The sequence below is a fragment of the Eubacterium sp. AF15-50 genome, assembly GCF_934835595.1.
Classification (GTDB): Bacteria; Bacillota; Clostridia; order Lachnospirales; family Lachnospiraceae; genus Eubacterium_G; species Eubacterium_G segne.
On the sequence record NZ_CAKVZL010000052.1, the window covers coordinates 1 to 15,087 of the forward strand.

Below are 15,087 nucleotides of genomic sequence, written 5' to 3' on the forward strand. Positions count from 1 at the left end.
ATACTGTGCAGCTCTGTCAATATTCTTTGCTGCCTCAATATACTTCTTACCTCTCTTCATTTAAACCTCCTCGTGGTAATAACGGATATACCTCCCACGTTCTTTTCAATTCATTTTTATTATAGTAGAATCTTCCTCAGACTCTGCCATTTCGAAAATGTTTCATGCAATTGTATGATAACAATGCCTTCATTTACGAAAATTAGTCTTCAACCTTGATTCCCATGCTTCTTGCAGTACCTGCGATCATGCTCATAGCAGCCTCAACTGTTGCCGCATTTAAATCCTTCATCTTTGTTTCTGCAATCTGCTGTAAATCAGCTTTTGAAATTGTTGCAACTGTTTCCTTAATTGAGTTTCCTGCACCCTTCTGAATCTTGCAGGCTTTCTTTAATAAAACTGCTGCAGGTGGAGTCTTTGTAATAAAACTAAAACTCTTGTCCTGGTAAACAGTGATAACAACAGGAATGATCATTCCCGGCTGATCAGCTGTTCTTGCGTTGAAGTCCTTTGTGAACTGAACGATGTTTAATCCATGCTGTCCAAGTGCTGGACCAACTGGTGGAGCTGGTGTTGCTTTTCCAGCCTCAATCTGCAATTTAATGTAACCTTCTACTTTCTTTGCCATTTTTCGGCACCTCCTATTGTGGTATTATCGGGAATCCCTCCCACTGCTTCGTGACCACCACGAAACATTCTTCTTTTATCTTAAAACCAATATTTAAATGGTCTTAATTCATCTTTTTAACTTCGGAGAAATTAAGTTCTACCGGAGTTTCTCTGCCAAACATGTCCACGTTAATTGTGACTGTCTGTCTGTTATCGTCAATACGCTTAATAGTACCTGCAGTACCTGTCCATACGCCTCCAATAACAGTAATCATATCCCCTTCCGCAAAATCAATATTGACTCTTTCGGTCTTAATACCTAAAGTAGCCATTTCTTCTGCTGTAAGAGGAACCGGCTTAGATCCTGGTCCTACGAAACCTGTAACACCTCTGGTATTTCGTACTACATACCATGTGTCATCGTTCATAACCATATTAATAAGCACATATCCAGGGAAAAGCTTCTTCTCAGTAACTTCTCTTTTGCCGTTCTTCAATTCTACCACTTCCTGTTTTGGAACTGATACTTCTAATATCTGATCCTGCAATTTTCTGTTTTCAATTGACTGTTCGATATTAGTTTTAACTTTGTTCTCATATCCTGAATAGGTATGAACAACATACCATTTTGCTTCTGACATCTAATCACCTCTTATATTCTTATATTATCCAATAATCTTATCAAGACCAAACTGTATCAGCTGATCAATCATGCCAATGAGGATACCAAGAATAGTTGTGATTATAACTACTACAACGCTCTGTCTTACTATAGAAGCCTTTGTAGGCCAGATAATCTTTGCATATTCAGCTTTAAGACCTGTCCACCAGCTCTTAGTTTTAGAGCTTTTCTTCTTAGCTTTAGCTTCTGCCATGTTTCTACCTCCCAAAAAACTATTTTGTTTCTTTGTGTAATGTATGCTTCTGACAGAACTTGCAATATTTCTTTGTTTCTACTCTGTCCGGATGAGTTTTCTTATCCTTAGTAGTATTGTAATTACGCTGCTTGCATTCTGTGCATTCTAATGTGATTCTTGTTCTCATGAGATTCACCTCCGTTATATTCTATCTAATCCATCCCAGAGAGTATTTTTTTTATCACTTTTTGTAATATGAGCAAAAAAAAAAGACCTCTCTTTGCTATATAACTATAACATCTAAACCTTTTTACGTCAACAGTAAAATAGCAAATTCGAAATCTTTTTTCAATTTATTTATCCATTCCCGTTGCAATACACACAAAATAGACTTTTTCAACTCCTGCCATAATAAGAATTTTGCTACAGGCATCTATTGTGCTTCCTGTTGTATATATATCATCCACTAAAAGCACATTTTTATAATTACTGATTTTTTCAACATCCACTGCAAATGCATCTGACATATTCATCTTGCGCTGTTCATTGCTAAGTCCCTTTTGAGGTATTGTGTCCTTTATTCTGATAAGGCTTTTGTTGTCCGTTTCTATTCCCGTATAAAAACCTAATCTGTTTCCAAATTCTTCCGCCTGATTATATCCTCGTTTTTGTTTCTTCTTATCATACATTGGAACCGGTATAATTTTATCTATCTGCCACCTTTTAAGTAATTCTCCATATTTTTCTGCTGCAATTTTCCCATAAAAATCTCCATATGCTTTCTGATTTCCATATTTAAACCTGTAAACGGACTCTTTCATTTCTTCCTTATATTCAAATACGGCTACGCCTTTTTCAAAATTATGATTAATTTTTCTGCAATCACCACATAATATTTCATCATTCCCTTTTAAAGGCTTTCCGCATTTATAGCACCTATTTCTTCCTATAAGAAACTTTGATATGTCGCATTTTTCGCAAACATCCCCAGAAGATTTTATTACTCGCTCACATAACGGACATACCTTCGGAAAAAATATCCCCATTAATTTTTCTTTCATATATTCCCTTTTACTCATTATAGTAATTTATAATCTGCCACTTAAGTCCTGAATACCTTTTATGCTGATCTTCATTAGCTATCATGGCTTCAAACATTTCTTTTCTTCCTACAATGCACACGCACTTCTTTGCTCTGGTAACTCCTGTATACAAAAGATTTCTGGTCATAAGCATCTGCACTCCCGAAACTAAAGGCATAATAACTGCAGGATATTCACTACCCTGAGACTTATGTATTGTAATGGCATACGCCAGCTCCAATTCCTCTGCCTGTTTTGTATCATAAGTTACATATCTGTCATCATCAAAAACAACTTCTATATAATTAGTAGTATTGTTAATTTTAGTAACAATTCCCATATCTCCGTTAAATATGCCACTGCCGGTATCAAATATTCTTCCTGAAGCCGAGCGTTGTTCCCAGCTAAGCTGATAATTGTTTTTAACCTGCATAACCTTATCACCCTCCCTGAAAATTGTCCCTGCAATTTCCTTTTCGCTTTTATCAGGAGAAGGAGGATTAATAAACTTCTGAAGTTGTTCATTTAAGGAATTGACACCTAAAATACCGTTTCGCATAGGTGTTAAAACCTGAATATCCTGTTCTTTTGCCCCTACATATCCCGGAAGCTTTGTTTTAAGAAGACCAATAGTTGCATTTAATGCCATTTGTGCATTTTCTCTTTCTATATATAAGAAGTCACCGGTACTGTTATCCAGCGCCACCTGCTGTCCTGCATTAATTTTGTGGGCATTTACAACTATTCCACTTTCTCCCGCCTGTCTGAACACCTTCGTCAGCTTAACCACGCTAAACTGTCCCGAATCAATAATATCCTTTAAAACATTTCCCGGTCCCACACTTGCCAGCTGATTTACATCCCCCACAAAAACAACTCTTGTTCCAATGGTAATGGCTTTTAACAGTGCATGCATAAGAAATGTATCTACCATGGACATCTCATCTACAATAATAACATCTGTTTCCAAAGGATTTTGTTCGTTTCGTCCAAATCTTGCAGACAAATCATCTGCTGTTACCTCATCACCACCACCGGATACTTCCAACAGTCTGTGAATAGTGCTTGCCTTATGCCCTGTAGCCTCGCTCATTCTCTTTGCAGCCCTTCCTGTAGGTGCTGCAAGGGACACTTCTAAGCCATCTGTTTCAAACATTTGGATAATGGCATTAATAGTAGTGGTCTTTCCTGTTCCGGGACCACCGGTAATAACGGAAACACCATTATTCTGGGTTTCAATAACTGCCTTTCTTTGCAGTTCATCTAACTGAACCCCTGTCAGCTTTTCAATGGTATCTAACTTAATTCCCATAATATAGTCATCTTCCGTTGTTTCTATATTAAGCTCTAAAAGCATTCTGGCAATATTCAGTTCTGTATAATAGAAAGTTGACAGAAACACCCCTTCAACATCATCTATTTCTTTTAAAATCAGTTTTTTTTCAAGAATCAGTTCTGTAAAGCAGTTGTCTAACAAATCCATATTATAGGTTCCGTCAGCACTCATGTACTGATCTCTAAGTCCCAAAAGATTAATGGTTCTTTGTGCCAGCTGTTCCTTTGGCAAATAGGTATGACCTGAGGTAGAAGCATCTGCCAAGGCATAACACATACCGCTTTTTATTCTGACGGAGGCATTTACTTCCACTCCCGCCCTTCTTGCTATTTCATCTGCTGTTTTAAAGCCAACTCCTGCCACATCATCTGCAAGACGGTAAGGGTTGGTTTTTATGATGTCATAAACCTTAGTTCCATATAATGTGTATATTTTATTTGCCAAAGCCGGAGATATACCGTAGCCCTGAAGAAAAATCATAATATCTCTCATATCTTTCTTATCTTCAACCTGCTTGCATATATCCATGGCTTTTCTGGTGGTTATTCCTCTTATTTCCGCTAATCTTTCCGGTTCTTCTTCTATTATTCTGATGGTATCTTCCCCAAAACGTTCCACAATTCTGTCTGCAAGAACTGCACCTAAGCCCTTAATAGCTCCTGAGCCCAGATACTTTTTAATAGAGAACTCATCCGTAGCAGGAATTATTTCATAGGAAATAACCTTAATCTGTTCTCCATAAATATCATGAAAAACCTCTTCTCCCTCTATTTCCACATATTCACCTTCACCTATGTATCCAAAAGTTCCTGTACACTTAATTTCCTTTTTTCCACTTAATAAAGTAAGAACAGTGTAACCGTTGTCCTCATTTCTAAAGGTAATATTTTCTACATATCCACTGATATTTTTCATTTAATGTTCCTTATCCTAACAAGGCTGTCCAAAAATGGGACAGCCTTTAGATTAATATTTATTATTTTAATTTTTCTGAATTTTCCTCGTCAATATATTCCAGATATTGTCCGGTTCCGATGGCAACTGCCGTCATAGGATCCTCTGCGGTCATGGTGTTAATGCCGGTTTTCGCCTCTATCAGTTCATCCAGTCCGTTAAGAAGACAACCACCGCCTGTTAAAACTATACCTCTTACTGCTATATCTGCTGCCAGTTCCGGAGGAGTCTGTTCCAAAACCCTGTGTACTGCATCAATAATACTTGTTGTAACATCCCTTAATGCTTCTTCTGTTTCTTCCGATGTTACTTCTATGGTTTTTGGAAGACCGGTAACTAAGTTTCTTCCCCTTACTTCCATTTTCTGATTTTCAGATTTGTTATAGCATGTACCAATTCCAATTTTAATTTCTTCGGCAGTTCTCTCTCCAATAAGAAGATTGTGTTTCTTTCTCATATATCTGACAATAGCTTCATCAAAATCATCTCCTGCCACTTTAACTGATGTGCTGACTACTGTTCCTCCCAATGAAATAACTGCAATATCGGTAGTTCCTCCACCAATATCCACAATCATGTTACCACAAGGCTTCTTTATTTCTATGCCGGCGCCTATGGCTGCTGCTAAAGGTTCTTCCACCACAAAGACCTCCCTGGCTCCTGCCTGAAAAGCTGCGTCCTGTACTGCCTTAGTTTCAACTTCTGTAGCTCCACTTGGTATACATACACATATACGTGGTTTCTTATATGAACGTTTTCCTACCGCTTTTTGAATAAAATATCTAATCATCTGCTCAGTAACTGAATAATCAGATATAACTCCCTGCTTAAGAGGTCTTACGGCAACTATATTTCCCGGAGTTCTTCCTATCATAAGACGGGCTTCCTCTCCGACAGCTTTTATCTTGTCAGTATCTCTGTCAATGGCAACTACTGAAGGCTCTTTTAAAACAACACCTTTTCCTTTTATATAAACCAATACACTTGCTGTTCCTAAATCTATACCAATATCTGTGTTAAACATTTGACGCTCCTTATGTGTAAAAAATTTTGTTTTCATCCTTATATATATTTTAGAATATCCATACTAAACTAAAGTATAACAACTTTTTCCCATTCTGTATATGTTTTATTTTTAAAAAATTTCCATTTTTTAGATATGTTTTTCCGTTTTTTTGCCTTCCTTTTCAGATAAATCGTCCTTTTTCAACCTGTTTTTTACTTTTTTTCATGTTTTTTTGTATTTTTCGTCTTTTTTCGATATTCTTTTACATTCTGTTCATATTTTGTTCATAAGTACCCTTTATTATAAACACTGTACAAGTTATTAAGTACTTTTTGCGAGTGCTAAGAGCTTGTGCATATAGTTTGTATACGTCATACCCTATAATGGCGTATTTTAAGTTTTTCATACTCAACCTAGTGGGTGAAACTCCCACTAGGTCCCCCGTAAACAACAGCCTTACTGATTTATCAGTTAAGGCTTTTATTTTTTTCATATTTAGCCTTTGTTGCAAGACCGCCACGTATGTGACGTTCTTTTTTATTTTTGTCTAACACCTCTCTTACTTTAATTGCCAGTCTCTGATTAATTTGCGGAAGACGTTCAGATACGTCTTTATGTACTGTGCTTTTGCTGATTCCAAACTGTCTGGCACACTGTCTTACCGTGGAATTGTTTTCTACAATGTAATTAGATGTTTCAAGTACCCTCTCTTCAATATATTCTTTCAAAAAAACCTCTATACAACTTATACTTTGTACATTTTATGCAATGTTTTTTTATGTTATGAAAAATTAAAAACTGCCACAGTATTTTACTCCCATGACAGTTCTTATATCATCTTTTTTTAGTGTGTCTTATACTTTCTAAATGGTATTTCCACATTATTTTATATTTCTGCTTTTTCCCAATACAATCTTATAGTATGCCTTACAGTTTTTAGGTACCTTAAATACTGACTTACCTGAAATTTTGCTGAAAGCTCCTTTGTTAATTTTAGCTCTTTTAGCCTTAATTGTTATATTCTTAAGTTTCTTATCTCCCTTAAAGGCGTTCTGATAAATAATTTCTACCTTTTTACCAATATATACCTTTGTAAGATTTTTGCAGTTATAAAAAGCTGACTTTCCAATAAAGGAAACATTATTACCAATTGTTACCTTCTTTAATTTTTTCATTTTTGCGAATGCCTTTGCCTTTATGCTTATAACCTTATATGTGACATTTTTAATTTTAACCTTAGAAGGTATATTTACGGCTTTAACCTTGCTGTTCTTTGCCCCTACACACATAACAGTTTTATTTTTATCTTTATTAGTTAAAACCTTGTATTTGCAGTTTTTAACTGTATATACATTTCCAATAGCTGCTGTTTTTTTGTCAACAACTGTTACCTGACATCTGATAGGATCTCCATTATTTGTATAAGCATATACTGTGGTTGTTCCCGGCTTTAATCCATAAACCACGCCTCCATCACTTACTTCAACAACAGAATCATCTCCCACAAGGAATTTGCAGTTTTCACCAAATACTGCATTCTCCGGTTGATATTTAACTCCTAAATCCTTATATTCGTTTACTCCTATAGTGTAATCATATTCAGGAAATTCATAATATGCCTCCATAGGCATTTCGTCGCTTTCCCCATCAGTACATACATGTACTTTACAGGTAGCTGTTAATCCACTAGCGGTTTTAGCTGTTATTATTGTATCTCCCGATTTTATAGGAGTTACACTGCCATCCATAACCTCTGCCACTTCCGGATTAGATGATGACCACTGTATTTCGCTGTTTGTTGCATCAAAAGGAATAACTGTTGCCTTTATTTCCCCTTCATCACTCCACTGGTTCAGTGTCATGTATTTTCTGTTTAATATAATCTTTCTTTCCTTAACATATTCCCTTTCAGAAATGTATTTAGCAGTAAGGGTAGTATCTTTAACTAATATATCTGATGATGAAAATTCACCGTCAAAATCATAGCCGTTCTTTTTAAGATTCTTTATTTCCTCAGGCTCCATAAATTCCGACAAATCCTCTTCCGTACTACCTATGTAACTTAAATACTCTTTAAAATTCATATGGAAATGAGCATTCCATCCTGCAAAAACATAGCCTTTTTTCTTAGGTGCCGTTGGAAAACTGCTTATAGTTTTTCCAATGTATTCATCCTTTGTAGCAATGACCTTATTGTCCGCCATAAACTTAACCTTACAAGGCTGTGGAACAATAGATGCTACATTCTTATCAACCCATTCTGTTCTTTCCTTTATCCAGCCTCTTAACCTTTCTATTTCCTGGTCGTAAGTCAGATAATTATTTCCCTTAGAATCTTCTTCCATATCATCCTGTCCTAAATCTGACATTCCCCATTTTTCAAAGTTATATGCTGCTGTCTTAACCATCTCATCTTTGTATTTGTCAAGCTGACCACCCGGCATAATCAGTTCATTAACTTTTTCCTTTATTGACGGCCATGCATCAACTATAGCCCGGGCAAATGTTTTATCTTCAAACAATTTGTCAAACCACATATTTGTGTTCCGGCTCCAGCCTGTAACAGAGTTTCCGGAATATTCTGTTGAACCCCAGGCAACATAATCAAAGTCCCAAAGAGGCCCAAAATATAATTTTCCATTTCTTGGTTTATACAAATATGTACTTGGAGAAACAAATCCATCCCCATTCATGGAGAATTCCTGCATCCAGTAATAATATACTGCTGCATTTAAATCCATATATTCCGTATAGGATGTTCCATTAGAATCCTTGAAATTCTTTCCGTATATTGCATCTTCCGTTTTTTGAACATAATCCTTTATATAATTAAACTGTGTTTCATTGTAATAATCTTCAAACTTAGGACTTTCTAACTTAAATTCAACATTATTATTAGTTGAAAATGTCTGATGTTCAATTCTCTCATATGGAGAAAGTGCCATCAAATATCCTCCTGATATAATGGCAGGATCCGTAGAGTTCATTGTTTCCTCCGACTCTTCCAAATCATCAATATCTACTCTTGTGCTACCTACCCTTACCTGCTGCGACAGGAAATAACTTCCGTAATATTCTCCATTCATCACAACATCTACAGGTTCACTTTTAGGAGTAAATGCCATATTAAGCTGCTGTCCTAACCAATATGTAATCTTATTTCTAAGAAGACTGTTATCATAATAGTTAGCAAGCAATACCCAGTGTTTATTCTTTCCCATTCCAAGAAGGTCTGCTTTTTTATCAAGCTTAATCTTGTATGGCTTTTTAGGAGTAGCCCATGTAGAATTTCCACGTCCTCTTATGTATTCCATATTGTAAGTTCCACCTGTTACTTCCTTGCCTGTATACTCAGAAACAAAGCCATCCGGAACCTTTATGGTCATACTCCCGTAGCACTCTACTGAATGGTCACTTGAAGCATTCATTTCTGCAATGGTTCCATCTTCTTCATTAATATTAAAGTATATTACAGGAACGGTACTTTCAACAAATTCCACAGCTCTTATAAGGAAGTTTACCTTAGATGCTGATGTAGATAATACTTTAAGGGAAACTGTATGTTCTCCTGTAAGTTTTAATCCTGACACATCAATTGAACTGTCCTTTGTGTATGTCCAGTCATTTTTCTTTCTTTGTTTATATAATTTAAAAGTTCCAACTGGTTTGCTTCCACCATCAACGAAAACTCCAACGGTTATATCGCTTCCCCTTTCGGCTATGGCATCAAGACTTAATCTTCCTACAATTTTTCCGTCAAAATTCAACTTTTTATCAATTGTGATTTCACTATTTAAAATATCCTTATCTTTTCCTGAAACAAGAACACCCTTTCCCTTTTCATTTTCAGTAAGGGTAACTTCTGAATTGCTAGTCTTTAGCTGATTATTCTTAAGCAAAACTGCCATATTTTGTCTGAAATAATCACCTTTAATACTTTTTCCGTCATCCTTTCCGTTATCATTTCCGGTTTGTGTTTTTTCTACAACATCATCTGCTTTAACATTTGTGTGATAAACGCCTGCTCCCGGAACTACCATAGACAAAGCTAACAGAATGCTAAGGGCAGAACTGCATAGCTTTTTCATTCCCTTTCTCATATACCTCTCCCTTCTGCCTTATAGGCAAAAAAATGCTATCATCAATTGTGATACAATTTTGATAACACTGATGATAACACTATATACAAAAACTTACAATACTGTTTTTTTAACAATTGAGATATTTCTTTAACCATTTTTTAACATTTTCCTGTAAATGTTTGGACAATTTTTCATACACCATTTGGTTATACTCTCTTAATATCTCCTTTTCTTTTCCATCTAACATGTCCATGTCAATTAATTCCATATCATAAGGAACATAGGTGAGATTTTCAAAACATAGAAATTCTCCAAAATCCGTTTTTTCCTTCTCTTTACACAAAATAAGATTTTCAATTCGTATTCCAAATTCATTGTCTAAATAAACTCCCGGTTCATTTGACGTTATCATTCCCGGCTCAAATACAGGATTTAATTCCGGATTTTTCATTATTCTGTATCTAATGGCATTAGGTGCCTCATGAACACTTAAAAGATAACCAACTCCATGTCCTGTTCCATGATTATAATCAAGTCCCATATCCCATAGAGGCTTTCTTGCAATATAATCAAGAGTCGTTCCGCTACAGCCTTTTTTAAATATTGCCCCTGACAGCTTTAAGTGTCCCTTAAGCACTGCCGTATACATTTTTTTCATTTTTTCCGTAACATTTCCTAAACTTATGGTTCTTGTAATGTCTGTGGTTCCCTCCAAATAATGTCCACCACTGTCTATAAGTACAATACCTTCGTTTTTTATAACTACATTAGACCCCTTTGTGGCACTGTAATGTACTATTGCACCATGTTCGTTATATCCCACAATAGGTGCAAAGCTTGGCTCAATATAGCTTTCTGCCCGTTTTCTAAAATCCTCAAGCCTGTCTCCTAACTTCAGTTCATCCATATATTCCTTTCCCACATTGGTTTTAAGCCAGTACAGAAAATTTGTCATTGCCACACCGTCTAAAATATGAGCTTTTTTCTCATTTTCTATTTCCGCTTCATTTTTAACTGCTTTAAGTTGCAAGGCAGGAGTCAGCTTATTTATTATTTTATTATCATTATTAATCGATTCTATGACAGCATAATTGGCGCTGGATTTATCAAGCCAGATTCTTTTCTTTCTTATTTTTTCTAAATCTGTATACACGATGCCATAATCCCGTATTTTGATATCACATTCTTTTAAGTATTCTTCTATGTTGTCCTGTAACTGAATTTTATTAACGTAAAAATTAATCTCATCTTTAGTTATAATCAAAAATCCCATAAATACAGGTGTATACATTATATCATTGCCTCTTAAATTAAGAGTCCATGCCACTTCATCTAAGGCTGAAAGAAGTAAAACATCTGCCCTTCTCTCCTCCATCATGTTTCTTATTTCATTTATTTTAGCAGCTGTATTTTTTCCCGTATACTTATCATCCAGCTTCCATATTGGCTTATGGCTGATTTCCGGACGGTCCTCCCATATTTTATCTATTAAAGCCAAATGACCATCCACTGTTACATTTTCAATATTTCTTATATTTTCTGCCATATCAGCAGACATCATTTTTCCGTCAAAGGCTACAGTGATATTTGTTTTTGCAATATTTTTAATATATTCATATACTGTATAAACTCCTGCTTCTCCGGATTTCATTAATTTAACTTCAGTATTTTTCAATTGATTTTCTGCCTGAAGAAAGTACCTTCCATCAGTCCACAGACACGCCTCTTCCATGGTGATTACCGCTGTTCCTGCAGAGCCTGTAAAACCTGTTATAAACTCTCTTGTTTTAAAATAATCCCCTATATACTCGGAGCCATGAAAATCACAGGTAGGTGCTACATATACATCCACTGCTGTTTCCTTCATTATTTCCCTTAATCTTTTTATTCTGTTATTTACTGTCATATTAAAACCTTCCCTTATAACAAACAAGAAAAGTGTAGTCGCACATAAAAACCTAACAGTTTCTTAATGCAAATACACTTTATCTTAAATATTATAATACTATTTGATGCAATTGTCCTCTATACCGTATGTTTTATTGTATATATCAATACATTTGTAAATGATTTTTGCAGCATCAAGAGGCCCACCAAATTCATCTACCTTTGTTTCTTTTCCCTCTAATGTCTTATATATATTAAAGAAATTCCTGATTTCCTCAAAAATATGAGCCGGTAACTGATTAATGTCTGTATAACAGTTGTATGTAGGATCACCATAAGGAATGGCAATTATTTTATCATCCATATCACCACTATCCACCATGTACATAACACCTATAGGATAACATCTTACCAAAGACATGGACTCTATAGGCTCAGAACATAATACCAGTACGTCTAACGGGTCACCATCCTCATCAATTGTTCTTGGGATAAAACCATAATTAGCCGGATAATGTACTGATGAGTACAATATTCTGTCTAATATAATAAGTCCTGTTTCCTTATCTAATTCATATTTTTTCTTGCTTCCCTTACTAATTTCAATAGTTGCGATAAAATCCGAAGGTGTAATTCTCTCCGGATTAATGTCATGCATAATATTCATAAAACCCTCCTGATTAATTTTTACGTTAGAATCATTTTTGATTCTCATACTACTTAATAGACTTATTATATTTCAAATCACCGGTATTTACAATATATATTCCTGCACATACTAAAGCTAATGCAATTATAATCTGCACCTCCATATGACTGTTTTCATGCAAAAACAGAAATGACAACAGTACCCCGAATACAGGATTCATAAATTTATATGCCGAAATCCTTGATACATTGTTGTATTTAAGTAAAATGCTCCACAATGTATAAGCTGCTGCTGAAATAAATCCCATATAAATCAATAGTAAAATACCTGCAAATCCCTCAGGTCTTAATTTTCCTCCCAAAAGAAGACCTATAACCGTCATTACCACTCCACCGAAAAAGAACTGATATCCGCTAAGCATTACCACATCACTGTTTTTGGAGAATTTTTTAATAAATGCAGAGGAAAACGCCGATGATAAAGCTGATAGTACAATAAGACCTTCTCCTAAGAAGCTTACTCCCAAATCAACGGATGTTCCGGCAACATTTACTATTACAACTCCTAAAAATCCCAATATGGTTCCTATCATCTTTTTACCTGTTAGTTTCTCCTGTCTAAACAAAAGGCAGGATACTAACACTGTAAAGAAAACTCCTAAACCGTTAATAATAGAGGATTTTACTCCTGTTGTGTGGGCTAATCCAACATAAAAAGGAACATACTGTAAAACTGTCTGGAAAAGACTTAAGGTAGCAATTCTTTCAGGCTGTGCCGGTTTTATGATTTTTTTGTTCATAATACTAAAAGTAACTATAACCATGATGCCTGCAAGAATGAAACGGTTTCCCGCAAATAATATCTGAGACATTGTATCTTTGCTTTCAATATTAAATAATTTATATCCGATTTTTATACAGGCAAAAGCCGACCCCCATAGCAGACAGCATATCATTGCCAAAAAAACTACCACAGGGGTTTTTGTCATTTTTTCTTTCATAATCAATCTCTTTGTATAATTCTTACGTTATTATATTTCTCTAAATAATCAAGGCTTATCTCCCTATATGTCTTAAGGGTATTTTCTTCAAAGTTTTTATTCATAATTCGGGAATTCATATACCGCTCTCCAAAAAGCTTTCCCTCCTTAAAATCCTTTATCATTAATTCTGGTTCTCTGTCAATAAAGACTATCTCATCTGCCCCTTTTATAAAGCGGTTTGGAATGGTTGTTTTTATTCCTACCCCTGTTGCACTTCTAAATATAGGATTCACTTCCTCAAATCTTTTTAAATTAGCAGAAGTTAAAACACTGATATTGTTTTTTATAAATGACTCTGCCACATTATACAAAAATGTATGCTTTCCAATTCGCATTCCCAGCTCATCTAAAACCACAATATCCGGTTTCATTTCTATTATTTCTTCTATGCTCTCTCTTCCTTTAAGAGGATGAATAGTAACATTTTCATTGCATTCAAAAGGCATTTTAGAGGAATCCCTATGCTGTTTGTTAATAAAAGCAATAACGACCTTTTTCCCATTTCGGCTTTCATTCATTGCTTCCTCCATCATTGCATAGCTTTTCCCTGCCCCGGGAGTATAACTGGTAAATATTTTTAACATAACTATTAATAGCTCCTTATTGTGTCTGTGTCTTCCTCACCGGTGTTTTCTATGGATTTTACCACTACATAATAACTGTAATTATCGTTTACCTTTATTTCCACCCGGTCTCCAACTTTATGTTTCATAAGTGCCTTTCCTATAGGAGATTCATTGCTGATTCTTCCTTTAACGGAATCACCCCGCATGGTACTTACAATTTTAAACTTCTCCGTTTCATCGTCTTCCTCAAAGTAAATCTCCACAGTTTTGTTTAATCCTATTTCATCATCCTTTGATTCATCAGAAATAACAGTTGCTGTTTTTAAAATTTTCTCTAAATACCTGATTCTGCTTTCATTTTTATTTTTATCCTTTTTAGCTGCGTGGTATTCAAAGTTTTCACTTAAATCTCCCTGAGCTCTTGCCTCCTTAACGGCTTCAATTGCCTTAGGTCTTACAACTAACTTTCTATGTTCAATTTCTTCTTTTATTTTTTCAATATCACTATTTGTTAATTTCATAATTACCTTTCATCAATGCTCTTATAATCATTATAATCACATATGCTAACATATGCAGGTCTCATGATTTTATCCGCATTTACCAACTCTTCTATTCTATGAGCACTCCATCCCACAATTCTTGCAATGGCAAACATCGGCGTGAATAATTCCTCCGGAATATCTAACATACTGTAAACCAGTCCGCTATAGAAATCCACATTGGCACTAACGCCTTTGTAAATCTGTCTTTCCTCACCAATAACCTGTGGTGCTAAAGTCTCAATCATGCTATACAGGGCAAAATCATCATCTCTTCCCTTTTCATGGGCAAGCTTTTCTACAAAACTCTTAAAAATTTCTGCCCTTGGATCAGAAATGGAATATACCGCATGACCCATTCCATATATAAGCCCTTTTTTATCAAAGGCTTCCCTGTTAAGTATCTTTCTAAGATACTCCTTAACCTCTTTTTCATCCTTCATGTCTGATACATTAGCCTTAATGTCCTTAAACA

The 15,087-nt window shown here is 35.3% G+C and carries 15 protein-coding genes; all 15 read right to left on the reverse strand.

The annotated features are described in order from the left end of the window. Positions 1-202: 202 nt before the first annotated feature. Complete coding sequence (gene rplK, locus Q5O73_RS06945; RefSeq protein WP_021952247.1) at positions 203-628, reverse strand: 50S ribosomal protein L11; 426 nt, start codon at positions 626-628, stop codon at positions 203-205. Between the two features lie 103 nt (positions 629-731). Next, complete coding sequence (nusG, locus tag Q5O73_RS06950) at positions 732-1,250, reverse strand: transcription termination/antitermination protein NusG (RefSeq protein ID WP_021952246.1); 519 nt, start codon at positions 1,248-1,250, stop codon at positions 732-734. Between the two features lie 24 nt (positions 1,251-1,274). Continuing rightward, on the reverse strand, positions 1,275-1,484 hold the full coding sequence (gene secE, locus Q5O73_RS06955) for a preprotein translocase subunit SecE (RefSeq protein ID WP_021952245.1): 210 nt from the start codon (positions 1,482-1,484) through the stop codon (positions 1,275-1,277). A gap of 19 nt (positions 1,485-1,503) precedes the next feature. Next, positions 1,504-1,653: a 50S ribosomal protein L33 gene (gene rpmG / locus Q5O73_RS06960; protein ID WP_021952244.1), complete on the reverse strand. Its 150-nt coding sequence runs from the start codon at positions 1,651-1,653 to the stop codon at positions 1,504-1,506. Between the two features lie 166 nt (positions 1,654-1,819). Then, positions 1,820-2,527, reverse strand: a complete 708-nt coding sequence (locus Q5O73_RS06965; RefSeq protein WP_302669339.1) for a ComF family protein — start codon at positions 2,525-2,527, stop codon at positions 1,820-1,822. Positions 2,528-2,537: 10 nt separating this feature from the next. Next, positions 2,538-4,799, reverse strand: coding sequence for an ATP-dependent RecD-like DNA helicase (locus tag Q5O73_RS06970; protein WP_021952242.1), 2,262 nt, complete (start codon positions 4,797-4,799; stop codon positions 2,538-2,540). A gap of 61 nt (positions 4,800-4,860) precedes the next feature. Further along, a complete protein-coding gene (locus tag Q5O73_RS06975) occupies positions 4,861-5,862 on the reverse strand; it encodes a rod shape-determining protein (RefSeq protein WP_021952241.1) in 1,002 nt (333 codons plus the stop codon). A 449-nt stretch (positions 5,863-6,311) separates the two neighbouring features. Then, positions 6,312-6,572, reverse strand: coding sequence for a sporulation transcriptional regulator SpoIIID (gene spoIIID / locus Q5O73_RS06980; RefSeq protein WP_021952240.1), 261 nt, complete (start codon positions 6,570-6,572; stop codon positions 6,312-6,314). Between the two features lie 153 nt (positions 6,573-6,725). Continuing rightward, entirely contained in the window at positions 6,726-9,944 is a 3,219-nt protein-coding gene (locus Q5O73_RS06985) for a CotH kinase family protein (protein ID WP_302669340.1), read from the reverse strand. A gap of 109 nt (positions 9,945-10,053) precedes the next feature. Beyond that, on the reverse strand, positions 10,054-11,832 hold the full coding sequence (locus Q5O73_RS06990; RefSeq protein ID WP_302669341.1) for an aminopeptidase P family protein: 1,779 nt from the start codon (positions 11,830-11,832) through the stop codon (positions 10,054-10,056). A gap of 99 nt (positions 11,833-11,931) precedes the next feature. Further along, a complete protein-coding gene (locus tag Q5O73_RS06995; RefSeq protein WP_186840600.1) occupies positions 11,932-12,480 on the reverse strand; it encodes an inorganic diphosphatase in 549 nt (182 codons plus the stop codon). Positions 12,481-12,529: 49 nt separating this feature from the next. Continuing rightward, positions 12,530-13,462 (reverse strand): DMT family transporter, encoded by a 933-nt coding sequence (locus tag Q5O73_RS07000; RefSeq protein ID WP_302629092.1) that lies wholly within the window; start codon positions 13,460-13,462, stop codon positions 12,530-12,532. Between the two features lie 2 nt (positions 13,463-13,464). Beyond that, complete coding sequence (locus tag Q5O73_RS07005; protein ID WP_118589771.1) at positions 13,465-14,088, reverse strand: hypothetical protein; 624 nt, start codon at positions 14,086-14,088, stop codon at positions 13,465-13,467. A 5-nt stretch (positions 14,089-14,093) separates the two neighbouring features. Next, positions 14,094-14,591, reverse strand: a complete 498-nt coding sequence (gene greA / locus Q5O73_RS07010) for a transcription elongation factor GreA (RefSeq protein ID WP_118589772.1) — start codon at positions 14,589-14,591, stop codon at positions 14,094-14,096. 2 nt (positions 14,592-14,593) lie between these two features. Continuing rightward, on the reverse strand, positions 14,594-15,087 hold a 494-nt coding region (locus tag Q5O73_RS07015; protein WP_302669342.1), incomplete at its 5' end, for a citrate/2-methylcitrate synthase.